19 protein-coding genes and 1 tRNA gene are annotated in these 25,187 nt (G+C 63.9%); 11 read left to right on the forward strand and 9 right to left on the reverse strand.

Going from position 1 to position 25,187, the window contains the following annotated elements; translation table 11 throughout:
- Positions 1-101 precede the first annotated feature (101 nt).
- From AC6UAL_RS00830 to AC6UAL_RS00855, 6 genes are all read left to right on the forward strand, one after another.
- Complete coding sequence (locus tag AC6UAL_RS00830; RefSeq protein ID WP_500681456.1) at positions 102-1,856, forward strand: alpha-amylase family protein; 1,755 nt, start codon at positions 102-104, stop codon at positions 1,854-1,856.
- A gap of 78 nt (positions 1,857-1,934) precedes the next feature.
- Positions 1,935-2,867, forward strand: coding sequence for a hypothetical protein (locus AC6UAL_RS00835; protein WP_500681457.1), 933 nt, complete (start codon positions 1,935-1,937; stop codon positions 2,865-2,867).
- 4 nt (positions 2,868-2,871) lie between these two features.
- Complete coding sequence (locus AC6UAL_RS00840) at positions 2,872-3,852, forward strand: hypothetical protein (protein ID WP_500681458.1); 981 nt, start codon at positions 2,872-2,874, stop codon at positions 3,850-3,852.
- A complete protein-coding gene (locus tag AC6UAL_RS00845) occupies positions 3,849-4,730 on the forward strand; it encodes a hypothetical protein (RefSeq protein WP_500681459.1) in 882 nt (293 codons plus the stop codon). The genes AC6UAL_RS00840 and AC6UAL_RS00845 overlap by 4 nt, the downstream gene beginning before the upstream one ends.
- A 169-nt stretch (positions 4,731-4,899) precedes the next feature.
- Positions 4,900-6,873: a 4Fe-4S binding protein gene (locus AC6UAL_RS00850; RefSeq protein ID WP_500681460.1), complete on the forward strand. Its 1,974-nt coding sequence runs from the start codon at positions 4,900-4,902 to the stop codon at positions 6,871-6,873.
- Between the two features lie 187 nt (positions 6,874-7,060).
- Positions 7,061-7,534 (forward strand): hypothetical protein, encoded by a 474-nt coding sequence (locus AC6UAL_RS00855; RefSeq protein ID WP_500681461.1) that lies wholly within the window; start codon positions 7,061-7,063, stop codon positions 7,532-7,534.
- 285 nt (positions 7,535-7,819) lie between these two features.
- Here the strand turns inward: AC6UAL_RS00855 and AC6UAL_RS00860 are convergent, their stop codons facing one another.
- Positions 7,820-8,845, reverse strand: coding sequence for a hypothetical protein (locus tag AC6UAL_RS00860; protein ID WP_500681462.1), 1,026 nt, complete (start codon positions 8,843-8,845; stop codon positions 7,820-7,822).
- A gap of 119 nt (positions 8,846-8,964) precedes the next feature.
- Here AC6UAL_RS00860 and AC6UAL_RS00865 point away from each other — a divergent pair.
- A tRNA-Ser gene (locus AC6UAL_RS00865) sits at positions 8,965-9,052 on the forward strand.
- Between the two features lie 177 nt (positions 9,053-9,229).
- Complete coding sequence (gene guaA, locus AC6UAL_RS00870; RefSeq protein WP_500681463.1) at positions 9,230-10,753, forward strand: glutamine-hydrolyzing GMP synthase; 1,524 nt, start codon at positions 9,230-9,232, stop codon at positions 10,751-10,753.
- A 174-nt stretch (positions 10,754-10,927) separates the two neighbouring features.
- Here the strand turns inward: guaA and AC6UAL_RS00875 are convergent, their stop codons facing one another.
- From AC6UAL_RS00875 to AC6UAL_RS00895, 5 genes are all read right to left on the reverse strand, one after another.
- Complete coding sequence (locus tag AC6UAL_RS00875) at positions 10,928-11,542, reverse strand: hypothetical protein (RefSeq protein WP_500681464.1); 615 nt, start codon at positions 11,540-11,542, stop codon at positions 10,928-10,930.
- Between the two features lie 58 nt (positions 11,543-11,600).
- Positions 11,601-12,740 (reverse strand): homoserine O-acetyltransferase family protein, encoded by a 1,140-nt coding sequence (locus AC6UAL_RS00880; protein ID WP_500681465.1) that lies wholly within the window; start codon positions 12,738-12,740, stop codon positions 11,601-11,603.
- A gap of 130 nt (positions 12,741-12,870) precedes the next feature.
- Positions 12,871-13,035: a type B 50S ribosomal protein L36 gene (gene ykgO, locus AC6UAL_RS00885; protein ID WP_065529996.1), complete on the reverse strand. Its 165-nt coding sequence runs from the start codon at positions 13,033-13,035 to the stop codon at positions 12,871-12,873.
- 168 nt (positions 13,036-13,203) lie between these two features.
- Positions 13,204-14,157, reverse strand: coding sequence for a glycosyltransferase (locus AC6UAL_RS00890; RefSeq protein WP_500681466.1), 954 nt, complete (start codon positions 14,155-14,157; stop codon positions 13,204-13,206).
- 45 nt (positions 14,158-14,202) lie between these two features.
- Positions 14,203-15,297: a glycosyltransferase gene (locus AC6UAL_RS00895; RefSeq protein WP_500681467.1), complete on the reverse strand. Its 1,095-nt coding sequence runs from the start codon at positions 15,295-15,297 to the stop codon at positions 14,203-14,205.
- Between the two features lie 99 nt (positions 15,298-15,396).
- On the opposite strand from AC6UAL_RS00895, the gene AC6UAL_RS00900 reads away from it, so the two are divergent.
- The 3 genes from AC6UAL_RS00900 to trxA all read left to right on the forward strand — a co-directional run bounded on the left by AC6UAL_RS00900 (position 15,397) and on the right by trxA (position 18,973).
- Positions 15,397-17,469, forward strand: coding sequence for an O-antigen ligase family protein (locus tag AC6UAL_RS00900; protein ID WP_500681468.1), 2,073 nt, complete (start codon positions 15,397-15,399; stop codon positions 17,467-17,469).
- Positions 17,470-17,912: 443 nt separating this feature from the next.
- On the forward strand, positions 17,913-18,611 hold the full coding sequence (locus AC6UAL_RS00905) for a hypothetical protein (RefSeq protein WP_500681469.1): 699 nt from the start codon (positions 17,913-17,915) through the stop codon (positions 18,609-18,611).
- A 44-nt stretch (positions 18,612-18,655) separates the two neighbouring features.
- Positions 18,656-18,973, forward strand: coding sequence for a thioredoxin (gene trxA / locus AC6UAL_RS00910; RefSeq protein ID WP_500681470.1), 318 nt, complete (start codon positions 18,656-18,658; stop codon positions 18,971-18,973).
- A 273-nt stretch (positions 18,974-19,246) separates the two neighbouring features.
- Here trxA and AC6UAL_RS00915 read toward each other — a convergent pair whose 3' ends face one another.
- The 3 genes from AC6UAL_RS00915 to AC6UAL_RS00925 form a co-directional block, all read right to left on the reverse strand.
- Positions 19,247-19,603 (reverse strand): PEP-CTERM sorting domain-containing protein, encoded by a 357-nt coding sequence (locus AC6UAL_RS00915; RefSeq protein WP_500681471.1) that lies wholly within the window; start codon positions 19,601-19,603, stop codon positions 19,247-19,249.
- Positions 19,579-20,298: a hypothetical protein gene (locus tag AC6UAL_RS00920; protein WP_500681472.1), complete on the reverse strand. Its 720-nt coding sequence runs from the start codon at positions 20,296-20,298 to the stop codon at positions 19,579-19,581. The genes AC6UAL_RS00915 and AC6UAL_RS00920 overlap by 25 nt, the downstream gene beginning before the upstream one ends.
- 427 nt (positions 20,299-20,725) lie before the next feature.
- Positions 20,726-24,928 carry a beta strand repeat-containing protein gene (locus AC6UAL_RS00925; RefSeq protein WP_500681473.1) on the reverse strand — a complete coding sequence of 1,401 codons (4,203 nt, stop codon included), beginning with the start codon at positions 24,926-24,928 and terminating at the stop codon, positions 20,726-20,728.
- Between the last annotated feature and the right edge of the window lie 259 nt (positions 24,929-25,187).

The raw sequence follows: 25,187 nt of genomic DNA on the forward strand, positions 1-25,187 counted from the left end.
GACATCGGGTGCGCGGCAAAAAGCGGCGCCGCCGCGAGCGCGGAACAGAGCACGCTTTTTTCTTGAAAGCCGGATAGCGATGTGGTAGCATGACGAAAGCCATGAGACCCGTCATCTATCAGCTTTTCGTCCGCCACTTCTCGAACTTCACGACGGGCGGCGTGCCGTGGGGCACGCGCGAACAGAACGGCTGCGGCAGCTTTGAAGCCATCAACGATGCGGCGCTCGAGGCCATTGCCCGCATGGGCGTGACGCACCTCTGGCTCACCGGGGTTCTGCGCCATGCGACGCAGACCGAATATCCCGGGCTGCCCGCGTCGCCGGCCTGCGTTGTCAAAGGTCTGGCGGGCAGTCCCTATGCCGTCACGGATTATTTTGACGTCGACCCCGATTTGGCGGTCGACGTCGAGCATCGTCTGGCTGAGTTCCGTGCGCTGCTCGTGCGCTGCCGCCGATGGGGCATGGTGCCGATGATGGACTTCATCCCGAATCACGTCTCGCGCTGCTACCACTCCGTGGTGCGCCCCGAGCTCGACTTCGGCGTCTGCGACGACTGCTCGCGCTTCTTTAATTTTGATAACATCTTTTATTATCTGGAGCCCTGCAACTCCGACAAGCCGATGCTCCTGCCCGGCGGGGAGTTTGAACCCGAGCGCGGACACGGCCGCGTCACCGGCAACAACGCCGCAACTTGGGCACCGGGCGCCTGCGACTGGTATGAGACCGTCAAACTCAACTACGGTGCGGACTACCGACACGGCGCCCCCTTTGCCAACGCGCTGCCGGGAATCATGGCGACGGGCACGGCCGTGCCGCACACCTGGCGCCTGATGGACGCCGTGCTGCGCTACTGGCAGGGCATGGGCGTGGGCGGCTTCCGCTGCGACATGGCGCACATGGTGCCGATGCCCTTCTGGAGCTGGGCCATTGCCAAGGCACGCCTGCGCGATGAAGACGTGCTCTTCCTGGCCGAAGGCTACAATGACCACATGAAGCTCACGGAGGGGGATGTGCACGCGGCCCTGATGCAGGCGGGCTTCGACGGCGTCTACGACGGCGCCGCCTACGAGGGCCTTCGCAAACTCTACGAGGGCGGCGCGTGGGCCAATGATCTGGAGAAGTTCAACCGCCCCGAGTCTCCGCTCTTCGTCGGCGGCGTGCGCTACATCGAAAACCACGACGAGCCCCGCGTAGCCTCCCCCGGGTACTGGGGCGGCGTGGGGCTCAAGGTGGTGCGCGCCCTCATGGCGGCGCAGTACGGCTCGACCTCATCGCCCGTGCTGGTCTACAACGGGCAAGAGGTAGCCGAGCGCGCCGAAGGCCCCGGCGGCTTCGGCGGCGACAACGGCCGCACGAGCATCTTCGACTACACCAACCTGCCGCGCCTTCAGCACTGGACGAACGGCGGCCTCTACGACGGCGGTGAAATGACAGTGAGCGAGGCGGCCCTGCGCGACGACACCGTGCGCCTCCTGCCGCTTCTCCAGCATCCCGCCCTCGCACACGGCAGCTTCTACGGGCTCAACTGGGCCAACCAGCAGACGCCCGGCTACGGCCGCGACGACGGCGAGACGATTTCCGGCCACCGCTTCTACGCCTTCCTGCGCCACTTCCGCAAGGCGAAGGCCACCGTGCTGGTCGTCTGCAACTTCTCGCCCGACCACGAGGCGGTGACGCATGTCCACATCCCGCGCAACGCTCAGGAGTGGGCGGCCAAGAAGCCCGGCTCATACCGCTTCTGCAACCTCCTGCATCCCGAGGAAGAGCCCATCATCTGCGACGCCACGCAGCTCGACGCCTCGGGGCTTCCCGTAACGGTTCCGGCCGGCGGGGCTCTCCTGCTGGAGTGGAATTGAACCCGGCCGCGGCGGCCGCGAGGCCGGGTATCCCTCGGGCGCCGCACCGCATCTCAGCGATTCCGTGTAACAGTTTATATGAAATTCAGACACATCACTCAGGCTCTGGCGGGCTGCGCGGCTGCCCTGCTTCTCCTGCAGGCGACGCTGTCCGCTGCGGAAGAAATCGACGGCTACCCCAGCAAGCTTGTCTTGCACACTCAGGGGCCGGGCCCGAAGGAGGAGCGCCTGCGCGTTCCCATCGCCGTCTATCAGGACGCGCAAGGGCGCCGCATCGACCTCATCGGTGCGATTCATCTGGCCGACGGCGCCTATTACCGCCGCCTCAACCGCCGCTTCAAGAGCTACGACAAACTGCTCTATGAGATGGTCAACGGCGAGCACCTTTCCGAGATGCTCTGGCTTCGCAAAAAAGCGTCGAAGGGCGAGCTCACGCCGGACGAACGCGAGCGCCTCAGCACCCTCGAGGCCGAATGCGACGAGGCGGCGGACAGCTCCGTGGTCATGGGGCTGCTGCACTACTACTACGACTTCATGTCGGCCAAAATGGGCTTCACCATGCAGGCGGACGGCATTGACTACGGACAGCCGAACTTCGTCTACGCCGACATGAGCCAAGAGGAATTTGAGGCGGCTATGGCCGAGGGCGGCGAGAGCTGGATGGGTTATTTCATCGACGCGCTCGCCGAGAGCTTCAAGAACGGAGAGATCCTCGCCGGATCGGCACTCGACGCATCATCGCCCGTGGCCATGCGCCGCTACCTCATGAAAATCATGGCGAAGAGCATGGAGTCGCTGCCGATGGACGACAAGGCCATTGTCGTTGCGCGCAACATCCGCTGCATGGAAGTGCTCGATCGCGAGCTCGCTGATCCCGCCGTCCGAAAGGTGGGCATCTTCTACGGCGCCGCGCACCTGCGCGACATGGACGCCCGTCTGCGCGAACGCGGCTTTGAATTGCAGAGCGTCGAATGGATGACGGCCTGGAAGGTCGGCAGCAAACTGAAATGAGGCGATGAGAGCTCTACTGCCATTCCTGTTCGGCGCGGCAGCCGCCCTCTCGGCTGCGGGGCAGGGCAGCGACAGCCTGCCGAACCTGCACGGCTACCCCGAAACGTCGACGCGAATCGTGCATCTGCCGGCGGAGCAGCGCTTGGTGCTGCTGGTGCCGATGGCCTGCTACGAGAACGCCGCCACGGGGCGCCAGGTCGACCTGATCGGCGCCATCCACATCGGCGAGGAGGACTATTACCGCCGCCTCAATCGCCTGATGGGCCAGTACGACAAACTCCTCTTCGAGATGGTCGGCGGCGATGACGTGCAGGAACTGCTGCGCCTTCTCAAGCGCGGCGACGCCCTGAGCAGCGACGAACTGAAGCGTGCCGACGAACTCACCGCCAAGATCATCGCCGATCAGAACGCCAACCCCTTGGGCTCGCTCATCTCGTGGGTTCAAACGCACACCGCCGAGCAGACCCGCCTGGCCAACCAGTCCGAGCTCATCGACTACACGCGCGATCATTTCGTTTTTGCCGACATGAGCATGGCCCAATACAGAGAAGCATCGCGCGATTTGCTCAAAGGCTCCTTTTCGGATCTCGCTCTGCTTTTCGTGGTGCCGGGCATGCCCGTCGCGGACCAGCTGCTCGCCCAGTATCACCTCTTGGTCGGCTCGCCGGAAAGCGCCCGGCGGGCGCTGCTGGCCTGTTGCTCCTACCCCACCCCTCCCGATGCGGATGACGGCCTGATCATCGGTGCCCGCAACGCCGTCTGCATGCAGGTTCTCGACCGCGTCATGCAGGACGAGCAAGTGAAGCGCATCGGCATCTTTTACGGCTCGGCGCACCTCCGCGACCTAGACCTTCGCCTGCGCGAACGCGGCTTCACCCTCACCGCCGTGCGGTGGTTGCGCGCCTTCTCCGTCCCCGCCGACCGCGCACCCCGCACGCTCCATCCGGCGGCGGCACCCGCAACTCCCCAACCCGAGAACGCATGAAGCCTCTGCTCGGCCAAAGCCTTTGGGCCTGCTGCCTCGCGGCGCTGGCGGCGGCACCCCTGTCGCCCGCGAGGGCGGATGAGGCGGGAGACGCATCCCGCCCTCGCCCGCCCGAATCGATCACCATGCCGGAAATCCCCGTGCGCCTCGCGCAACGGGGCGATGAGCTGCAGCTGGAAACACTCTGCGTAGACTTGGCTGACGCGAGCGGACGCAGCGTGATCCTCGTCGGCACCACACACCTCGGCGAAGAAGGCTACTACAGGCAGCTGCAGCAGATTCTCGACGCCTGCGACCTCGTCCTCTACGAAGACATGGCCGGCGGCACGCTGGGACTGGCCTGGCAGCTGCGGCACAAAGCCGCCGACGGCAGCCTGACGCCGCACGAGCGCGACCTGCTCGACCAAATCAACCGCATCGACACCGACCCCGCCTCCGCCGAAAACCGCAAAGCCGCCGCCCATCGCCTGCACCGCCAGACACGCGTCATCGACTACGGCGGCCCGCAGTTCGTCTGGGCCGACCTCAGCTACCGCGAACTGGCCGAGCGACTCAGAACCTGCCCTCCGCCCCCGGCCTACACCCCCGTCCCGCCCGTCCTGCCGCCGCTCAACGGCCCCCTCACCCCCGATCGGCAGGCCCGCCGTGCCCTCGCCGCGCAGCTCTGCGAACCCAACGGCGCCCGCTACGTCATGAAAACCCCCTTCATGCGCGAACGCGATCGGCACTGCCTCTCCGTCTTTGACGCGCAGAGCCGCGACCGGCGGCGGACGGCCATCCTCTACGGCGCCATGCACCTGCCGCACATCGTCGAGCTCCTGCAGCAGCGCGGCTTCCGCCTGCGCGGGCTCCGTTGGTACAAAGCCTTCACCCTCTGAGAACTTGCCGCCGACTTCAAGATACGACGCCTCACTTTTTTCTTGTCAGACCCCGCCGACGCAGGTATCCTACCAACGGAATCGGAAGAACGCTGCGGCCGCCTGTCGGAACTTTCCCGGCTCCGCCGTGTAGATTGACGGCCGCCTTATCGTTCTTACACACAACAAAATGCAAAAAACTTCACCCATGGCTTGGCTGCGCCGCCTGTTCGCCGCCCTCGTCCTGCTCGCCTTCACCGCCTGTTTCATCCGTGCGGTGCTGAGCGACTCGGCGCTCTACCTCGTCGAACGCCTGCAATTCGTTCCCGCCCTCACCGGCGTGATCAGCGGCCGCGCCTGGGCATGGGCGGCACTGGCGCTGCTGGTGTTGCTCACGCTGCTCTTCGGGCGCGTCTACTGCTCGTGGATCTGCCCGCTGGGCATGATGCAAGACCTCGCCAACCGCCTCGTCCGCCCGCGGCCGCAGAAACTCAAGGGCGCTGCGGCCCGCCACACCCCGAACCACGGGCGCATCCGCCTCATCTTCGGCCTGCTGGGCTTCGGCTCGCTGCTTTTCTGCGGGACGCTGCTGCTGACTTGGCTGGATCCCTACTCCATCGCCGCACGCTTCATGACCGCCGTCGTCAATCCCGCCGCCGCGTCAATCGGACTGTCGGACGGCTCGGCAGACCGGCTGCGCTACGGCCCTTGGCTGCTCGTCATCGTCCTCATCAGCATAGGCATCCCCCTCCTCATGGCCCTGCTCCGAGGGCGCCTCTACTGCAACAGCATCTGCCCCGTCGGTGCCTTGCTCGGCCTGATCTCCCGCATTGCCCCCTTCACCCCGCACATCGACGAAAAAAGCTGCCGCCTCTGCGGGCACTGCCTGCGCGCCTGCAAAGCCCACGCCATCGACCTCAAAACCCTGCGCATCGACGCCACGCGCTGCATCGCCTGCTACAACTGCCTGGAGAGCTGCGACTCCTTCGCCCTCAGCCTGCACCCCCACAACCCCTTTGACACCGCACCCCGCAAGGCTCAGGGAATGCGGCGCAGCAAAACCGAGTCCCGCCCGCGCCCGAACGCGGCGCCCCCCGCTTCCGAAGCTCCCGCCGCCTCTGCCGCTCCTGCCGCCCCTGCTGCCCCTGCCGCAGTTCTCGGCGCCGCCGCGGAGCCGAGCCGTGATGCGGCTCCGAGCTGCGCCTCAGCTCTGAGCGCCCGCACCGCCGCAGAGCCGACTGCCGCCGCAGAGCCGACTGCCGCCGACGCCCCCGCCGCGGCTCCGGTGCAGACCTCTGCCGCCGCCGAGAAGTCGGCGCCGCGCGACGGCGTCGATCTGAGCCGCCGCGCCTTCCTCGGCTACGGCCTCTTCACCGTCGCCGCAGCCGCCCTGCCGTCCGTTTCCGCCGCCACCGCATCCGCTGAGACCACCGCAACGGGCAGCAACATCGGCCCCGCCCCGCTTCCCCCCGGCGCGGGAGACCTCGATCGCTTTTTGGATACCTGCACCGCCTGCGGCCTCTGCATCTCCGCCTGCCCGAGCCACGTACTCCGCCCCTCCTACACCAGCTTGGGCTGGAAGGGCCTGATGAAACCCTATCTGGACTACAGCGTCGGCTTCTGCCAACCCGACTGCCACAGCTGCTCGCAAGTCTGCCCGACCGGCGCCCTGCTGCCGCTGAGCCTTGCTGAAAAGAAAGCCACCCAGATCGGCATCGTCGACTTCCGCCAAGAGCACTGCATCGTCTGGCATCAGGACCGCGACTGCTGCGACTGCGCCGACGCCTGCCCCACCGGAGCCATCGAAGCCGTCGAAGTCAAGCGCCCCGTCGTCGATCCGAACAAATGCACCGGCTGCCGCGGCAAGCGCTGCTTCAACGCCTGCCCCACGGGCTCCATCAGCTACATCATTCGAGAAGACACCGGCAGGCGACTGGCCGTTGTCAACTACGATACCTGCATCGGCTGCGGCTACTGTGCCGAAGCCTGCAGCAAGCGCCACGCCATCGACGTGAGCGTCCACCGCGCACCGAAACTGCATCCCGAGCGATGCACCGGTTGCGGAGCCTGCACGCACGTCTGCCCCGCGTCCCCCGCGAAGGCCATGCGCGTGCGCCCGCGCATCAGGCACCTGCAGCTGCAGCAGAGCGACGCGAGCGCCTGATCCCGCGCCCCGCCGCCTTCCCCGCGGCGAGCGCGTCTGAAAACAGCCCCCGTGAATCGAACCCGCCCCCTTCGCCTTCCCCGCAGGACAAGCTTCGGCTTGCGTCGGCCGCCTTCGCCGACAGCGCCCGAAGGCCGGGTCGGGTTCCCGAGCCATTAACCCCACATCCCACCTCATCTCAAACAACATGAAAGCAATCATCATCCTCGCTATGGCGGCCGGGCTCCTCTCGGTGTCCTGCTCGCGCTACCCCTCCTTTGAAAAACAGCAACCCTACGTCATGGGGCAAGGCGCCGTGTCGTATGAGGCCGAGCTGGAATCCGTCTACTCGATTCTCGATGAACCCAGCACCGACGCCAAACTGCTCGGCACGGCCGTCGGTGCGGCCGTCGGTGCCGGCTCCGGCCAAATGCTCGGCAGCGGCAGCGGTCGCGCCGTTTCGACCGTTGGCTTCGGTGCCGCAGGCGCCCTCGCCGGCTACTTCCTGGGCACGCAGGTTTCGGGCGGTGTCAACTCCGAGCGCCTCACCGTGCGCTACGGCAACGGACGCCGAACCACCTTCACGCAGCAGATCTTCAAAGAATTCGGCCCGCTTCAGGCCGGCATGATCGGCACCCTCTACGTCAACGGCGACCGTTATTGCTTCGTGCCGGCCTCCTGAGGCTGACCCCTTCCGGCCGCGGCCCTCAGCCGTCTCCGGACGGGTCATCCCCTGAGTCCTCGGGGCGGAAGCTCCCCTGAGGCATTTGAACAAGAGCCCGGGCATCCTCCGATGCCCGGGCTCTGCCCGTAAAAGTTGACCACCGCTCCGGCGGAGCGCCGCCTGCCCCCCCGCCGTTCAGCCGCTTGCGGCAACGGCCTGCACGGGTTCAAACAACGGCCTGCACGGCTTCAAAGGTGCGGGCGGAGCATGCCTCAGCCCCGCGCATCGTCATCGCGCTGCTCGTCATTCGCGTTGCGACTCGTCATTCGCGGAGGCCGCAGCCTGCGAAGCGTGAGACGGAGACGCGGGCGATGAAGCCGCACCCCGGCGGCGGAGCTCCTCCCCCTGCTGCCGGATGCGCCGATCTCTTGCCGCGCGGCGGATCCTGCCGACAAGCATCAGCACCAGCAACAGGAGCACCAGCGGAGACGCGTACACAATCGCCACGCGCAGCGCCGGACTCAGAGACCCCAGATGCAAAGCCTCGCTCACGGGCGCGGCCCACTCATCGAGCTCGGCGTACCACTCGGCAGAGGGCGCCTGACTCTCCGTGCCCACGGCGTCAATCCAGTCGGCGTCCTCCCCCTCAAACACATCCACCTGATCCGTCCCCGCCGCCCCGGAAGCCGCCTGTGCACCGCTCGCAGGCTTGCTGCGCTCGCGAACCGCCAGCCGCGGATCCGCAGGCCGCGCTTGGCGATCCGCCTCATCATGGACCAAATAACTCAGATCGACCGAGCCGCCTGCCGTGCCCATAGCCGTCTTGCGCAGCCCCGTGAACTCCTCGAGCTCAAAACGGTCGTGCGCCGGCTTCTGCGCGTAGATCACGAGGCGCTTGCAGCGATTGCCCGACACCCGCTCCAAAAAAATATAACTACCGTTGCGCAGCTTGCAGGCAGCCGCATTCTTCAGCCCGAACTGGCGAGCCTTGCGCGCCGCCAGCTTCTGCCACTTGCGGATCGTGGCGCCCGTCAGCTCCATCGCGTCGCGAGCCGCGAGCTCAAAAGACACCGGGCGCTTGTAATCGACCACGAGACAGATCAAGCGATCACTACCGGCATTGAAATCCAAGGAGACATCGCGATTTTTGAGATGCCAGCTGCGCCGCACCGAGCCATCGCGCATCACCTTCGTCTCATACGACTTGCTCAGCGTGTTGTCAGCCTGCGTGCGCGTACTGACCAAACCGAAGGTTTCGAGCTCGCCGCCCAAAGCAAACGCACCGAGAGCCAGAGCCGCCGGAAGCGCCTTGAAAAGCACCTGATTCATGCGCTCATCCTACCACGTCGGCGCCCCTTTCACAAGGAAATAACCTCAGTTTTGCAGAAAGAGCTTGACAAAAGAGCCCCCGACGTGCACAATACGCGCACCGCGCCGCTGCGCGACAAGGAGAGATGGCTGAGTTGGTCTAAGGCACTCGACTCGAAATCGAGCGTGGTAGAGATATCACCGTGGGTTCGAATCCCACTCTCTCCGCTGGACACGGACGAAACCGGGGGAAGCCTGAGACGGGCTTCCCCCGTTCGTTTTCGAGCTTGTGATGCCGAGGCGGCGGCCGCGCAGGCGAGCTCCGCGCCGCCGCGTTTCAACAGCGGCACAAGCGCGTTTTGTCTTGCCAAAGAGCAGGGGAGCTGCTACCATACGCCCAGCGCTATGACTCCCAAACACATTGTTGCCGTTATTGACTACGGCTCGCAGTACACGCAGCTCATTGTGCGCCGCGTTCGCGAGCTCGGCTTCCTCGCTAAACTTTACGCTCTGGAGGATCTTCAGGAGATCAGCGAGCCGGGCGCCATCATCCTGTCGGGCGGCCCGCGCAGCACTTCCGAGCCCGATGCTCCCGATATCGACTTCGAGTGGTTGCGCTCGTTCGGCGTGCCCGTGTTGGGTGTTTGCTACGGTATGCAGTTGCTCAACATCAAGCACGGCGGAACGGTGCGCAGCAGCAACAAGCGCGAGTACGGGCCCGCTGCGCTGATTCCCGAGGCGCTCGAGGGGCTTTATGCCGGTATGTCCCCCTCGTCTCAGGTGTGGATGAGCCATTCCGATACGGTCGATCACCTCTCCGATGATTGCCGCGTGATTGCCCGCAACAGCGACGGTGTGCCCGTGTCGCTTCAGTGGGGCGATCAGATGTTCGGCATTCAGTTCCACCCCGAGGTGACGCATTCGCACGAGGGTCGCACCATCCTGAAAAACTTCCTCTCCTTTGCCAAAGAGCTCGCTCCCTTCGATATCGGCGACTTCAAGCGCGAGCTCATCGAAGAGATTCGCGCCCGCGTGGGCGATCGTCAGGTCGTTTGCGGCGTCTCGGGCGGTGTTGACAGCACCGTGCTGGCCGTCCTGCTGCACGAGGCCGGGGTCAACGTGCGCTGCATTTTTGTGGACAACGGTTTGCTGCGCAAGAACGAGGCGAGCGAGGTCGAGGCGAACTTCCGCCGCATGGGCGTGAAAATCGAGACGGTCGATGCCTCGGAGCGCTTTTTGGAGGCTCTCAAGGGCGAGACGTCGCCGGAAAAGAAGCGCAAGATTATCGGCTCGCTCTTCATCGACGTGTTCTGGGATGCCGTGGGCGATGCCGAGATGCTGGCTCAGGGAACGCTTTATCCCGACGTGATTGAGAGCGCCTCGAACGCCAAGAGCAAGGCTTCCGTCATCAAGACGCACCACAACCGCGTGGCCCGCGTGCTCGAGCTGCAGGAGCAGGGCAAGGTCATCGAGCCGCTCGCCTTCCTCTTCAAGGACGAGGTGCGCGAGCTGGGCGCTTCGATGGGCATTGATCACGATATCCTCTGGCGCCATCCCTTCCCCGGCCCCGGCCTGGCCGTGCGTTGCCCCGGAGAGGTGACCAAGGAGCGCCTCGACATCATTCGCGAGTGCGACGCTATCTTCATCGGCACGCTGCGCAAGTGGCATTGGTACGACAAGTGCTGGCAGGCCTACGCCGGGCTGATTCCCGTCAAGACGGTAGGCGTCAAGGGCGATGAGCGCTCCTACGAGTTTGCGACGAATCTGCGCGCCATCGTGTCGGAGGACGCGATGACGGCGGACTGGGTGCAGCTGCCCTACGATCTGTTGCGCGAAGCCTCCAACCGCATCCTCAACGAGGTGAAGGGCATCAACCGCGTGCTCTACGACGTGAGCACGAAGCCCCCGGCATCCATCGAGTGGGAGTAAGCGTCGGCTTCCCGACGCTCCTGAAGCTCCTGAAATGAAACGCAGCCGCTGCACGGGTAGGTGCGGCGGCTGCGTTTCGTTTTGCCGAGGCCGGGTTTCGTTTCCGGCGGCTGCGTTTCGTTTCGCTGAGATAGGGGACGGTGCCCGTGCGGCGGTGCGTCTCAGGGGCGCGCCTCAGGGCTCTTCAGCTTTGGGTGCCGGGGGCGGCAGCTCGCCGCAGGCGGACACGGCGCAGATGGCGGCGAGAAGCTCGCCGTCCTGAATCTCGCCGAAGGCGCGGTCCAGCAGAATGTCCTCGCCCCCGGAAACTTCGCTGCCGAGCGAATCGGAGATCGCTCTCAGATTGGTCGACAGATCGGCAGGCGGAAAGACCTGCTGTGCGAACGCTCCCGCCATCACATCGGCGAGCGGTGCGCTGTCCTCCATCCTCTCGTGCATCATGCAGACGAGCGTTGTGCCGATGAACAGGCAGGCAGCCCCGGCGCATTTGCGCAGGAAAGACGCGGCGTATTTGTGCAGGAAGAGGCCGACCCTGCGACGTCTGTACGGGAGAGCGGGCCGCTTGCTGAGGAAACGGGCATCGAGCACGGAGCGCAGGAGCCGTGGCGGCGGTTCCGGGTCGGAGGCGTGAAGCAGAAGCTCGTCGAGAGCGGCGTCATCCGGGTGACTGCGGTCCTGCAGGCGGTGGAGACTCTGCATGAGCTTGGATTCGAAGTCGGCCGGGAGAGTAGGATCGGAGGCTTCGCGGAGCAGAAGCTCGAGGGGGTCGGGTTGAGTCGGGGTAGTCATACCTTGCTGTCTTAAACCCCTGAATATACGCTTGGTTGCAATGAGAAGCCAAAAATCATCAAAGACTCAGGTAGCGCCTGATCTCATCCTGATAGAGCTCGGGCTCCAGCAGGAAGGAATCATGCCCCTTCAGCGAGCGGATGCAGGCGTAGCGTGCATCGACGCCGCAGCGCTGCAGGCGGCGGGCGAAGGCCGAGACGTCTCGCGGGGTGAAGCAGCAGTCGGTGCTGATGGAGAAGATCATGAACGGAATGCCGTGGGCGGCATACACCCGGAAGGCCTCATCTACCGTGCGCTTGCCGCTGAGGGCGGGAAGATCGAACGAGGCCCACATGTTGACGATGCGGATGTAGGCGTTGGCATCGAAGCGCCGCGCGAATTTCGTGCCCTGATGCAGCATGTAGCTCTCCGTGTTGCGGGCGGGCAGGTACCAGCTGAGCATGCCCTTGCGGTCGCAGATGCCCTTGCGGGCGCGCTTCTCGAGCCCCTTTTGATAAACGAAAAGCTTGTGGCAGATGATGCGGGCGAGGGCGAGACCGCGGCGGGGCGGGTCGCTGAGCGGGTACATCCCGGCGCGGTACTTCTCGTCCAGCTCAATGGCCAGAATCTGCTCAAAGACCGAGAGGCGGTGCTCGATGGAGGGGCGGTAGGAGGCGCCGAGGATGATGACGCTGCGCACGCGCTCCGGGTACATGCTCGCGGTGGCCAGAGAGAGCATCCCGCCGACACTCGGGCCGACGATGGCGAAGCGCTCGATGCCCAGGGCGTCCAGCAGCCGAATCTGTGCACGCGCCTGATCGTTGGCCGTCACCAGCGGAAAGCGGCTGCCCCAAGGCTCGCCGTCCGGCGCGATGCAGGTCGGACCGCTGCTGCCGTAGCAGCTGCCCAGAAAGTTGATGCAGATGATGAAGTAGCGCTCGGTGTCGAGCGGCTTGCCCGGGCCGATCATGAGGTCCCACCAGCCTTCGAAGTTCTCGGGCTGCCAGAAGTCGCCCGCCTCGGGAAGGTCGGGGTTCTGACCGTGTGCATGATGGCTGCCGGTCAGGGCGTGAAAGAGCAGGATGGCGTTGCTCTTATCGGCGTTGAGCTCGCCGTAAGTCTCGTAGGCCAGCCGCATGCCCGGCAGGCATTGGCCGTCATCGAAACAAAAGTCGCCGAGTTCAAAGACCTTGCTGCGGACGTGCTGCGCTGTTTCCATGAGAGAGGAGAATGTAGGGGAAAGGTGGACGGAGATGCGGAGAAGAAGAAACCTGTTGCCTTCGCAACAAAAAAAGACCGGGTTTATGACACCGGTCTTTCATTTACAGAGCCCTGAAGAGGGTCTGTATTCACTTGACACCCTTCTTGCTGAGGCGGGTGCCGGCGGTAGCGCCCTGGCGAGCCTTGAACTTGGGGTTGCTCTTGCAGATCACGTAAAGCGTGCCCTTGCGCTTCACGATCTGGCAATCAGCATGGCGTCGCTTCATGGAGGCGAGTGAGGAAAGAACTTTCATGTTGATATGTGATGGTTATTGTTGTTGAGAGGCTACGATGTCGGGCGCTGATTATACCTGCTTTGTGCGCTTTGTAAAGAGAAATTTCTGCAATCGGGTGATTTTTGTCGTGCCGAGGAGCTGCGGGCGGGGGCGGCGCTGCGTCTTCACCACGCGCGAACCGCGTCTTCACCACGGGCGAAGTTTGCCGTAAAAGCCGTTATGCAGAGCGCGGAAGAGGGTGTAGATGCGCCTGACGCTCACCTCGTCACAGCGCAGCATGGCGTTGAGAGTCAGCAGCGCATAAAAAGCACAGGCGACGAGGCGTTGCAGGTGGGCCTTCGGCCGTTTGAGTCGTTGCAGCCAGCTCCAGTTGCGGATCTTGTAGTAGAGGCGCGAATCGCTCAGACCGGGCTCGTAGAAGAAGGATCGTCCGGCGATGTCGACGTGCAGCAGTTCGTACTTCGAGCCGGGGTGTTCGAGCTCGGAGTCGCGCACGGTGATGAAGCGGAAGCCGGCATGGCGCACCTTCCACGGGTACTCCTCATCCTCGCCGCGAATGAAGAGTTCGGGCGTCGGCGTGCCGGCCTTCTGCCAAACCGCACGCGGATAGAGCGCGCCGAGCCAGCCGCCGCGCGACACAATGGCATTGCCCTCGGGAAGCTCGGAGCGGCGCACGGCATTGACCCACTTGCGGTCGCGTCCGGGTTCGGCGGGGATGGTGAGCGGCCAGCTGAGCTCATCGTTGGCCTTGGGGTCGATGACGAGGCTCATGCGCACCGTGCCGTCATCGACGGGCTCGCGGAGCAGAGCCTCGAGGGCGCCGGGGCGCGGCCAGGAATCGTCATCGAGCACCCAAACGGCGTCGGCACCGAGGTCTCGGAAGGCGTAGTTGAGGCCGTGTGCGCAGCCGCCTGCATTGCCGAGATTGCCGGGCATTTGCAGGATGTGCAGGCAGCCCTCGGGCAGTCCTAAGGCGTTGGCCAGAGCGCGAGCTTCGCTCATGGCGGGATCATCGGGGCTGCTGTTGTTGATGATGACGATGTGTTCGAGGCGCCGCGTCTGCGCCGCCAGCCGCCGCAGGCAGGTCAGGGTGTTGTCTCGGTTGGCGAAGTGAGTGAAGATGGAGCAGATGACCGACACGGCAGCATTATGGACGAAATGACTCGGATTGGCAAGCAAAATGCCTTATTCGCCGGGCGAGCAGGCTCGCATGGCCGCGACGGCGCGTTCGGCAACCGCGTTCCAATCGGGGTAGTCGGGCAGCTCAAGTTCCTGCGGGTGCTGCCAAGCGCGGTTGAGACAGGCGATGAAATCAGCCTCATCGCCGTTGCGGAAGAGGTAGCGCGACGGCACATTCTCGCGGATGGGCGGCAAATCCGAGGCCACGCACACCACGCCGTTTCGCAAACTCTCAACCGGCGGCATCCCGAAGCCCTCGTAGGCCGAGAAGTAGACCGTGGCGCGACATTCGCGGCGCTGCAGCAGCTTCAGCTCGGCGAAGGGCAGCCGCTCGTGCTGAATCCAGCGCTCGTCGGGCAGCTCCGCATGCGCGGGAAGCCTGCCGATGACGTGGATGCGCACCCGATCCGCCTCGGGCAACTGCTCCAGCCAAGCCGAGAGACGGCGCATGCCCAGAGCGGTGAGTTTGTGAGGGTAGGGCGAGGCGAAGAAAAGAAGGCCGAAGCGCTCCTGCTCCGGCAGAGAGGGCGGCGGCGGCAGAACTTCATCGTCGAAGCCGATGCCGATGACGGCCGTGTTCACCTGCGGCGCGTAAACCTCGAAGCGGCTGCGGTTGAACTGCGTGGAGGTCAGCACGAGGTCGGCCGCCTTGAGCGCGCGCAGACCCAGCGACCTGAAGTAGAGCAGCTCGTGCCGCGGAAAGGGAGAATCCTGACAGCGAATGCTGCGGTAGTACTCCCAGATGACATCGTGCACGTAGCAGGCCAGCCGCGTGCGCCCCGGACGCGGGAAGAAGGGCGGAAAGCCCTTGGGCAACAGCGCCCAGTCGGGGTCGATGCTGCGGATGACATCGCTGATTTCAACTTGATCCCACCAGAGGCGCCCCAAGCGCCTCGGCACGGGGCGGTCGCAGAGATGCAGATGCACGTGCGGCTTGAGCTCGCCGAAACTCTCTGCACACTCATTGTTGCCCAAGATGTGAAGCTCGCGAACCCCGGGGCAATTCATCAACCCGCGCGCCAGACCGATGGACACGTTGAAGATGCCCATCGACTTCGTGGCGCGAAAACTCTGATCCGTCAGCGAGAGAAGAAGCTTCATACCGATCACCATCTTGGCATGAGACGGCTGCCGGGTCAAGTTCTTTCTCGGGTCATTGCATGCTTGCAGCCGCCCGAGCTTTCTGCTACCATGCCCTCCATGAGCGATGTGAGGGAAAAACGGAGACTGGCGGACACACTGACGGGCAGAACCCTTGCGCTGCTGCTCGCGGTCGGATGGGTGATCGTGATGGCCTGCGTCGACACCCAAGCCTACACCGCCTTCCCTCTCTGCCTCATCGGTGCCGCCGCCTGCCTGCTCGGCTGCTTCGGCCTGCTGCGCGGCGACAAAATGGTGTGTTTCTCTCCGGTGAATTGGCTTGCCGCGGCCGTCTGGCTGTATTTTCTCGTGCGTGCTCTGTGCAGCTATTCGGTCGTTGAGGGCTGGGGACAGGCTGCCCTGCTGCTGGCTTGCGCCGTCTACTACGTCGCCGGGGTAACGGCGGCGCAGGGCAGCGGGCGCATGGTCATCGCTGCGCTCGCCCTCGCCCTCGTTGCCAACATCGCCTATTTCGGACTGATGAGCCTGCCGGAAGCCTCCGTCCTGTGGAGCGGGCGACCCGAATGCGGCTTGACCGGGCCCAACAGCCGACCCGTCGGTCTCTTCTTTTACGGCAACTTTGCGGGCTTCTTCTTCATGACGGCCGGAGCTCTTCTGCTCTATGCCGCGCTGGCGTCGGAGAAGCGGGGATGGCGGACGCTGCTCCTTCTGCTGCCGGCTCTGGGCGGTATCGCGCTCTCCTTCTTCTGCGACACCCTTTCGACCTACATATCGGCAGCCCTGCTCCTGCTGGTCGGCTGGGTGATTTTCTGTCTGAACCGCGCCGTGGCCGGGCGCAGGCCGGGCTTCGGTATCATCCTGATATCGGCCGCACTGGTGGCGGGCTTTGCCGTCGCCGTGTACGGCTTTTTGAGCGGCGGCCTCTTTGAATGGCTCAGCAATGATTTGGACTCGCACCTTCGCTACGAGATTTGGGGAGACCTCACCGGGCATTTGGGCGAGGCCGGAGCATGCGGCCTCGGAGCCGGAGCTTCTCAATGGACCATTCTGACGAGCTTCCGCGATTGGAGTGCGCCCAACTTCGCCCACAACGAGTTTCTGCAGGCATGGGTGGACTACGGTTTGATCGGCGCGCTGCTCGTGCTGCTCTTTCTCGTTTCGCATCTTTCGGCGGGGCTGCTGGCGCTCGGCAGCGACGCGATCAGCAGCAGCCGACGCCGCCTCACCGGCATGGCGCTGCTCTACGTCACGGCCATGGCTCTCTGCGCCTTCTACGACTACTACTGGCACCATGCCGCCTTGGCCGCCTCGATGGCTTTCGCCTGCGGCGTCATGGCCTCCCCCTGTCGGCGCCGTCCCCTCTTCCTCCGGCCCCGCCGCGTGTGGATGGACGGCCGCCACGAGGCTCTGCTCGACGTGCGCGCTGCGCGCCCTGCCGAGCGCGCAGCGCTGATTCTCCTCAGTTTGGCCGCTCTGGGCGCTTTCGTTTGGCTGGGCGGGCACTTCGCCAGGCCTTGGATGGCGCAGTGGAGCATCGGGAGTGCCGAGAGCCGCGAGCGGGGTGTCGCCGAGCGCTGCCGAGTGCTGCGCTCTTTGGCACGCGACTACCCCGACTATGCTCTGCTCAACGAATGCGTGCGACTCGACCCCGTGATGGAGAAATCGCTCAACGAGACCATCGCCGCAATGAGCCTGACGCTCGAAGCTAACCCGAAAAACCTCTACAACGTCTCCATGCTCGCGCATTTGCTGGCGCGCGCCGGGCGCTACGATGAGGCCGAGCTCATCCAGCGCCGCTTCTACGAGGGCGACGGCCCCCCGCCGTCGCAGATAGGCGCTTGGTACGCCGTCTACGGGCGCAACCTCCTGCTCTGGGGGTACGACGACTTCAAAAAGGGACGCCACGCATCCGGCCTCTCGAAGATGCACTACGCCATGCGCATGCACGCCCATGCGTCCCTGCATGCACAGACCCTTCACCGCGCCGATCGCACGTGGACGGTCTCATGGCGCCGACAAGAGGACATGGAATTTTTGCGCCGCTGCAAGCAGTGCGTGCGCCTCCGCACCCTCATGGGCATGCCCGAGGACGACTCCTGGAGCCGCCCCCTTGAGCCCGGCGGCAAACCCTCGCTCTACCGCCGTTGGGGACTGAATGATGCCAATAACTGAATCGTCGCACGGCACATTCCCGCCTCCGGATAAAAAAATGGACTCATCAAGCGTTTTCAGCTTGCAAAGCAGAAAAAAAAGTGCAATATAAAAGAAATCCGCAAACACGCGGCTCCAGACTTTACGACGTTATGAGTACGCCTCCTCCGCCAAATCCCGCACCCGTACCTCCTCCCGGTGCTCCCGTTCCTCCTTCTGTACCGCGCCCCTCGGTGCCGGTTCCTCCCTCCGTGCCTCGCCCCGGGGTTCCCGTGCCCCCTCCCGTATCGCGTCCGGGCGTTGCACCCGCGCCTTCCGCTCCTCGGCCCGGTGCCCCCGTTCCCCCGGTTGTACCTCCGGCTCCCGGCGCTCCCGTTCCTCCGGCTCCCCCGGTTTCCGGAGCTTCGGGCGGAGCTACGCGCCCCATCTCCGTGCCTCGTCCGGCAGTTCCGCCGGCTCCCGGTGTGCCGCGTCCCTCGGGTGCCACAACGGTGCCGCTGACGCCTCCTTCCGCTCCCGCTCGCCCCGGTGCGGCGCCCGCGCCTCCCGTGCGCACGGTCGTGCTCGGTAATGAGCGCCCGGCCGCCCGCCCGGCTTCCTCCTCGTCTACGATTCCGCTGGCGGCTCCGAAGCCTCCCGCATCTTCCCGTCCCGCATCTTCGGCTCCTCAGCCTGCCGCCGGCTCCAAGGCTCCGTCTCAGCCCGTGGCCCCGCAGGCGACGCCGTCCTCGTCTTCGTCGACGCCGACGGCCGCCATGCCCAAGGCTACCGTGCCCGTCGGGCACTCCGGTATGGCTCCGACCAAACCCGCCGGCTTCGGCAAACCCGCCGGCTTCGGCAAGGTTGTCGAGGCAGAGGAAGAGCCCGGGCGCCCCAGCCCGCTCATCCTGTCGCTGAGCGTTCTCGCTCTGTTGCTCTGCGGATGGTTTGCCTTCGCCCAGTACCAGACGGATCAGATGCTCGGCCGCATGCTCGACAGCGAGCGTATGTTCGGCACGCCGGAGGCCAAGGGCGGCTCGTCTTCCTCGAGCTCCTCGTCCGATTATTCCGAAGATGACGGCTCCTACGACGAATCCTCTGACGACGAGTTGTCTGCGGACGAAGAGTACTCCGAGGACGACTCCGTCGATGATTCGGAGGAGAGCTTGGATGAAGAAGAGTAAGATTTTTTCAACAAAATCCCCCGCTTCCGGGGTCATATAAACATATGGCTACACAAATCACTGAAAGCAACTTTGACGCAGAGGTTCTCAATTCGCCCGTTCCCGTGCTGGTGGACTTCTGGGCTACTTGGTGCGGACCCTGCAAGATGATCGCGCCGATCATTGATCAGCTCGCCGTCGAGTTCGAGGGCAAGGCCAAGGTCGTCAAGGCCGACGTCGAAGCCTGCGGCAATCTGGCTCAGCGCTACGGCGTGCGCTCGGTTCCCACGCTGCTCTTCATCAAGGGCGGTCAGGTGGTCGACACCGTCGTCGGTGCCACCTCCAAGGATAACATCGCCGCTCGCCTCAAGGCCTGCCTCTGATTCAGAGACACATTATTGCTTCAAGAAAGCGCCGATGCCACAGGGCATCGGCGCTTTCGTCATGTTACGGCTCGCGACATCGCTGCGCTCCATCTGCGCGTGATGGGGCCTTGTCTCTCTTGTATGCCCCTGTCGCGCATGGGGGAATGCAGCCCTGACGCACGCAGGGGAGAGGGCCTGCACGCGCGGGGGAGAGGCCGCAGGCGCGGGGAGAGGCCGCAGGTGCGGGGGGAGAGGGGCTGCCGGAAGGTCGCAGTCGGCTGCTCGTCGGCGTCAAGACCGCCGACGGCGGCGAGCGACAAGGCCGGAAAGGGCGAGCAGGCTCAGCAAAGCCGTCGACGGCTCGGGCGTCGTCGGCACCACAATCGGGTTCGTCAGCGTCCAGCCCAAGTCTTGCAGCATAGCTTTGTCGAGCTCGGTGAAGTCGCGCATCGCTCCCGGATTCGACGTGCCGTCGGCCATCAGCAGGCCCTGAGGCGAGAGCGTATGAGTCCTGTCATGCGTCAGCTTCACCTCCTCTCCGCCGTTGAGTGCCGTTGCCGTCTCGCCGGTGAAAAAGCTGTCTATGCCCCCGTTCGGGAGGGGATTGGGCCGCTCGCTGACAGTCAGGTCCAAGATGCTGTAACCCATCGTTTGGGTTTGAGTGGTGTAATCGTATCCGCTGTGAAAGCCGAGGGCATGCCCCTCTCGTGCAGCGTGATAGTCTCAACATCATACTGCCCCTGTGTGTAATCCCCCGCATCGGCTCCGACGAAGAAAGAGCCGAATGAGGCGTTAGCGTCGGAGTAGGGAGTTGTGGCACTGTAGTAGATTCTGACATCGTAGAAGCCCTGGGTTCCCGTATCATTCTGACCGTACTTCCATATGTACTCTAGTTTGTTGACATGAGCAGACAGCCCGGCAATTGAGCCGTCCGCGCCCAAATCACCGAAGGTCAGGCTCGATCCGGATGAATTCCGGTCTTGCCAGTTGGGATCTGCCGTGGCTCCCTGTTCGCCGGCGTCGTTGATCGTAAAAACGACCTCAATATTGATGGTGCGGCTCGGTTTGTTCGTGACGGTGTTTTCCAAGGTATTAAAGGCGCGCACGACAGACTGCACAAACTGATCGTAATAGACTGTCCCCGGTTGCATACCGCTCCGGCGTTCCTCATAGATATCGAAGCCGGATGAATCTTGCCCAATGCAGTTCAAACGCTCGCCGAACATGATGTTGAAGTAACCCTTGTCACTCGTTGCTCGGTAGTCATCCGTAAAGCTTGTGTAAGCGTTTGCCGTGCTTGCTGCCAGCAAGCAGCAACACCAGGTCATCAGTTTCAGTTTCATATGAGAGTTGCAGGTTGAGAGCGAAGCCCCGATGGCGGGTTGAGAGCGGTGCTTCATGCCGCCATCGAGGGATACCGCATTATCTGAATCTATCATGTGAATACATGCCGGTCAAGGAAGTTAGGGGTGAAAGCTAGAGTTAACACGAGGAAGACGGTGCCTTGTATTCTGAGCTGTATCGGATAATGAAAAAGTCCCTTTTTTTACCTGCCGGAGGGATTTGATTGATAGGGCATCGCCGCCGATCCGGCAGTGAAGACGCCGACCTCTCTGCGTGCCCGTCTTGGCGTGCCTTTGACGGGGAGAGGATGCTTCGGCGCGCGTTCGTATCGAGAAGGTGGTGCGCCGAAAAAAACACGGACTCGCCGTGCGTAACACGGCGAGTCCGGAGGGGAGGAGCTTGTGCGTCGCGTCCCGTTGGCGGGCGTCAAGCGCGGCGTCTGCGGCGCAGGAGCAGACCGGCCAGTCCCAGAAGACTCAGGGTGGCCGTGGTCGGCTCGGGCGTGGTGTACACGTTGGTCAGCATGAGGTTGCCGTCGGCGAAAACGAGCATGGAGTTTTCCGACAGAAGCTCGTTTTGCAGATAAAGGTCTGCATCGATGGCGCTTTCATAACTCCCGTTACCGATGAGCAGGCTGCCCACGTTGGTGAAGAGGGTGAGATCCTGCATGCCCGGAGCCCCCAGCGTCATATCCGCCGCGAGCGTCAGCAGCATGCTCTGCGTCTGCGGGTCGGAGAGCACCAGAGCATTGCCGTTGAGGTCGAGAGCGCTGCTGAAGCTCAGGCTGCTTGCCTGCGTCAGGTCGAGCGTCGCGTTGAGGCTCGGAGAAGCCGAACCGGCCGAGTTGAGTGCTGCCGGGGCAGAGCTGACGGCGCTCGCGGGGGCGAGGCCGGACGGGCTTCCGACGCTCAGGTTCCCGGTGACGGTCAGGCGGCTGCCGTTGAGGTCGAGGAGGCTTCCCGTTGCGATGGCGACGTCGGTTGCCGTCAGCTCGGCGCTGATGCTCAGCGTGCCTCCCTCTACGGTGAAGCTGCCGCCCTGCAGGCCCTCCAGGTTGCCGCCCGTGAAGGACTGGCTGCCGCTGCCCCTCTTGACGATGCTCAGAATGCCGCCCGAGGATCCCGCGGCCTTGCCCTTGAACACGTCGCCGGCGAAGGTGTTGCTGCTTTCGGTATCAATCGTCAGGGTGTGGGAGGAAGCCTTGATCGAGCTGCGGACGCCCTCGTCCGTGTTGGCAATGAGCATGCCGTTGGTCGTCGCCATGCTGCCGGAGTAGAGGTAGCCGGTTTCATCGCCGTTGATGCCGCCGATCGTGACCTCACCCGCGACGCCGAAGGAGGCGCGTGCATGATCCAGAACACCGGCGGCGCTCAGCGTGACGCGCCCGAGGCTGCCCGACTGAAGTTCGGCGCCGGCGGTGCCGTAATAGTCGGTGGCATAGTACACGTTTTGTTTGACGGATACGTTCAGATCGCCCTTGTAGCCCTCGGCGGTGCTTTCAATGCGCAGCAGGTGGGGATTGAGCATAGCTTCCGTGACGGAAAAATTCAGGGCGCCGCCTTCGCCGCTCAACTGCTCTACGGCAACAACGTTCGCGCCGAATTGTATGCTATCCTGCTGAATGAGGTTCAGACTGCCGCCTTGGGAGGTGACGTGGAGCTGTTCCACGCGGGCCAGCGGTGAGGAGCTTGATGAGGGCGAGTCAAGCCCGTTGGCATCAAACGTTGCACTGCCGCCGTCGAGCGTCAGTCGGCTGAACGCGGATCCTCGGTACTTGGAGACATAGGCCGTCAGCGAGCCGTCCTTGGCGACGGTGATGGCCGCATCGCTGCCGCAGACGGGGGTGCCGTCGGTTCCCGACTCTCCCTCGGCGGCTCGGGCTCCGGCCGTGGCCTGCCCTTTGATGATGAGCTCGTTTTCAGAGCCGAGCTTGAGCTTTCTGCTGCTGCTGTCCAGCGCGAAGCTCACATCCGCACCTTGGGCAACTTCGACGCTGCCGCTGCCGGTGGTCGTGCCTTGGAAACTTCCCGTTCCGTTGAGCGTGAGCTTGCTGCCGTCGGCAATGCTGAAGGCGGTGGAGCTTTCGGCGGCGATGTTGAGGTTCGTGCCGTGCGCATCGGCTGCGTCGCCGATGCGCACCGCGCCCTTGAGTTGCTCAGTGCTCGAGTTGAGCGTGTAGTTAATGTCCTTGTCCGTCGAGCTGTTGCGGAAGCTCACGGTGCTGCCCTCATCCGTGCTCAGATCTGCCACCACGGCGTCGTCCGCCAACTCCAGACTCAGGTTGGCGCTGTCCGTCACCTTGATGGAGCCGGCCAGAGCAGAGCTGTTTTGCAGGCGGTAGGTGCCGTCCTGAGCAAAGGTGACGGAGGTGCCCTCGGCGAGATTGAGGCTGCGGATGGCGTTTTCACCTGAGAGATTGTAGGTCAGCGAGGCTCCTTCGCTCAGGCTGATGCGGCGGTTGGCGAAGTTGAGCTTGGTGCTCACGGCGGCGCCGCCGCTGATGCTCAGGTCGCGGTTGCCGCCGATGGTTCCGCCCTCAGCACCCGGGGTGAAGCTGTATTGCCCGCCCGTGATGGCGATGGCGCCGGGGGTGACTGTGCCGTTGACGGTGATGGTGGCCGGCGTGCCCGTGGCGGCAAAGGTGACGGCTGCGTTGTTGCTGGCGGCACTGCCGTTGTTCCAAGTGCCGCTGCTCCAAGTGCCGCTGCCGCTGTTCCACGTGAGCTGCGCGGGCATGCTGTAGACGATGCTCAGGACGTTGTCGCTGAAGCTCAGCGTGCCGTCGTAGCCGGTGAAGAGGCTGCTCCAGTTGGAGCTGAGCGTGGCGCCGGACGCAAAGCTGATGAGATTGTAGGTGGCTCCGTCGACGAGGGAGCCGGTCAGCTTGAGGGTCACGGTACCGTTGAGCGTCATGTTGCCGCTCATGCTCAGCAGGGGGCTGCTGCTGTCGGCCGAGCTGAAGTCGAAGCTGAGGGTGGAGCCGCCTTCGAGCGTGAGGGTGCTGCCGGTGAAGCTGCCGCCCTTGCCGGTGACGGCGAAGGCGGAGTTCGCCCCGATGGTGACTTGCTCAGCGGCGAGTGTGCCGCCGGCAAGCTCGAGCACACCGCTGCTGCCGACGCGCACGCTCTGCGCGCTCAAGCTGCTGCCCTCGCCGAGGCTCAGCGTGCTCAAGGCGCGAATGCTCACGCTGTCGGCCTGCACGCCGATGCTGTAAAACTCGCTGCGTCCGCCGCCGGATGCCTCAATAGCGCCGGCGGCGATGCTGTTGCTGCCGTCTCCCGTGAAGCGGTAGGTGACGGCGTTGCTGTTGCTCAGGATGAGTTTGGGTGTGCCGACGTTACCGACGATACGGATGCTGCTGCCGGCGCTGCCGTGGTCGTTGAACTCAATGGGGCGCCCCTCTTTGTACCAGCTGTGGTAGTGGTCGCTGAACTCGCCCTGTGAGACGTAGACGTCCCATCCCGTGGCGGCGGTCGGCAGCTCGTCATAGCTCGCTTCGCCGGCATCGGCTGCGTTCCATTCGCTGCTGTTGCCGTTCCAGACGAGCGGGGTGTCGGCATCGTTGTACTGACGGTACATGTCTTTCAACACCTCGGGGGTGTCGATCCAGCCCAGCTGGTCGACGCACCAGTCGTTGAGGTCGGCGTAGTCCCAGCGTTGAGTGCACTCGGCATCGGAGTAGAGGTAAACTTTCCCGTTGGAGTCGTCGGTTTTCAGATACAGCTCGACAAGGCCGTAGAATTGATCGTCGGAGTTGGTGACCAAGATGGATGTCAATTCGCCGTCGTCGTTGGTGTTGAAGCCGTAGCAGGTGAGGGCGTGCCCGGAGCGCTGTCCGTTCTCATCCGTGGCGGAGATGCCGAAATCGATGATTTGCCCCGGGGTGGAGCAGCTGTAACTGCCGTCGCTGTTTTGCGTGAGCCCCATTCCTTCGACGAGGTTGCTGAGAATGGCTGACAGGGAGAATCCTCCTCGGCTGGCCACGCACCGATAGGTGGCGTCGGTGCTGCTGAAATACTCTTGGAAGAATCCGCCTTGGGCAGAGCCTGACTTATCGTGATCCTCGTTGTAGCCGCCCAGAAACCACGGCATACTCATGGTGGTGTTGCCGCCGACGTTCTCCCAGTTGTCGTAGAAGTACATGTCGACGCGCAGGGACTGTGTGCCGCCCAGTTGGCTGAGGTATTCTTTGCTGTAGGTGTAGCCGTAGGGAAGCTCATGGCCGCCTTGGCCGTCGTCTCCGCTGCCGCGGTAGAAGACGCCGTAGTCGTTGAGCCAGTATTGCAGAACGTTGGCGCTGACGTTGTACCAACAGGTGTTGGCATCGTCCGTCAGCTTGTCATAGAAGTGGGCCTGGCTGCTGCTGTCGTTCGGATCGGCTCCCTCCGGAACGCGCTCGGCGAGTTCGCCGAGGAAGTCCCAGCTCCGGCCGGTTGAGTTGTAGAGTTCGTTAGCGGCCGTATTGAGGTTGTACCCCTGCCAGTAATAGCCTTTGCCGTTGTCGTAAAAGCGTTCGGAGGCGGTGATGTCACCGCGGTTGACGCCTTCGGCGAGAAAGCTCTGGTCGGCCTGAGCACTGTGTTGCAGGGCGGCGAGGAGAAGAAGAACACGGAGAGTTCGCGGTTTCATGGTGTTGTTGAAGGGGGGGGAAAGGTGCGCTTTTGTACAAGATATCAGACAGGGGAGGCTCTGTCAAACCGTTTTGGCTCTCGGGCGTCTTTTTTTTGTTGGTTTGCGCCGCTGCGGGCGCATATTCGTTGCGCGTTCTCTTTCGGTGAATGAGGTGGGGGAAGCCGAGCATGCGAAGCCCCGCTCTCGCCGCACGGGGGCGGCGGGGCGGGGCGGGGTCGTTGGGCTTCCCGGTTGATCGAGCCGGGGAAGGGAAGGG

The organism is Candidatus Parakkermansia intestinigallinarum (assembly GCF_944389695.1).
Taxonomy (GTDB): domain Bacteria; phylum Verrucomicrobiota; class Verrucomicrobiia; order Verrucomicrobiales; family Akkermansiaceae; genus Akkermansia; species Akkermansia intestinigallinarum.

What these genes read in the sequence shown, in the direction of transcription:
- AC6UAL_RS00830 (WP_500681456.1), top strand. Translation starts at nt 102, where the DNA reads ATGAGACCCGTCATCTATCAGCTTTTCGTCCGCCACTTCTCGAACTTC.
- AC6UAL_RS00835 (WP_500681457.1), top strand. Translation starts at nt 1,935, where the DNA reads ATGAAATTCAGACACATCACTCAGGCTCTGGCGGGCTGCGCGGCTGCC.
- AC6UAL_RS00840 (WP_500681458.1), top strand. Translation starts at nt 2,872, where the DNA reads ATGAGAGCTCTACTGCCATTCCTGTTCGGCGCGGCAGCCGCCCTCTCG.
- AC6UAL_RS00845 (WP_500681459.1), top strand. Translation starts at nt 3,849, where the DNA reads ATGAAGCCTCTGCTCGGCCAAAGCCTTTGGGCCTGCTGCCTCGCGGCG.
- AC6UAL_RS00850 (WP_500681460.1), top strand. Translation starts at nt 4,900, where the DNA reads ATGCAAAAAACTTCACCCATGGCTTGGCTGCGCCGCCTGTTCGCCGCC.
- AC6UAL_RS00855 (WP_500681461.1), top strand. Translation starts at nt 7,061, where the DNA reads ATGAAAGCAATCATCATCCTCGCTATGGCGGCCGGGCTCCTCTCGGTG.
- AC6UAL_RS00860 (WP_500681462.1), bottom strand. Translation starts at nt 8,845, where the DNA reads ATGAATCAGGTGCTTTTCAAGGCGCTTCCGGCGGCTCTGGCTCTCGGT.
- guaA (WP_500681463.1), top strand. Translation starts at nt 9,230, where the DNA reads ATGACTCCCAAACACATTGTTGCCGTTATTGACTACGGCTCGCAGTAC.
- AC6UAL_RS00875 (WP_500681464.1), bottom strand. Translation starts at nt 11,542, where the DNA reads ATGACTACCCCGACTCAACCCGACCCCCTCGAGCTTCTGCTCCGCGAA.
- AC6UAL_RS00880 (WP_500681465.1), bottom strand. Translation starts at nt 12,740, where the DNA reads ATGGAAACAGCGCAGCACGTCCGCAGCAAGGTCTTTGAACTCGGCGAC.
- ykgO (WP_065529996.1), bottom strand. Translation starts at nt 13,035, where the DNA reads ATGAAAGTTCTTTCCTCACTCGCCTCCATGAAGCGACGCCATGCTGAT.
- AC6UAL_RS00895 (WP_500681467.1), bottom strand. Translation starts at nt 15,297, where the DNA reads ATGAAGCTTCTTCTCTCGCTGACGGATCAGAGTTTTCGCGCCACGAAG.
- AC6UAL_RS00900 (WP_500681468.1), top strand. Translation starts at nt 15,397, where the DNA reads ATGAGCGATGTGAGGGAAAAACGGAGACTGGCGGACACACTGACGGGC.
- trxA (WP_500681470.1), top strand. Translation starts at nt 18,656, where the DNA reads ATGGCTACACAAATCACTGAAAGCAACTTTGACGCAGAGGTTCTCAAT.
- AC6UAL_RS00915 (WP_500681471.1), bottom strand. Translation starts at nt 19,603, where the DNA reads ATGGGTTACAGCATCTTGGACCTGACTGTCAGCGAGCGGCCCAATCCC.
- AC6UAL_RS00920 (WP_500681472.1), bottom strand. Translation starts at nt 20,298, where the DNA reads ATGAAACTGAAACTGATGACCTGGTGTTGCTGCTTGCTGGCAGCAAGC.
- AC6UAL_RS00925 (WP_500681473.1), bottom strand. Translation starts at nt 24,928, where the DNA reads ATGAAACCGCGAACTCTCCGTGTTCTTCTTCTCCTCGCCGCCCTGCAA.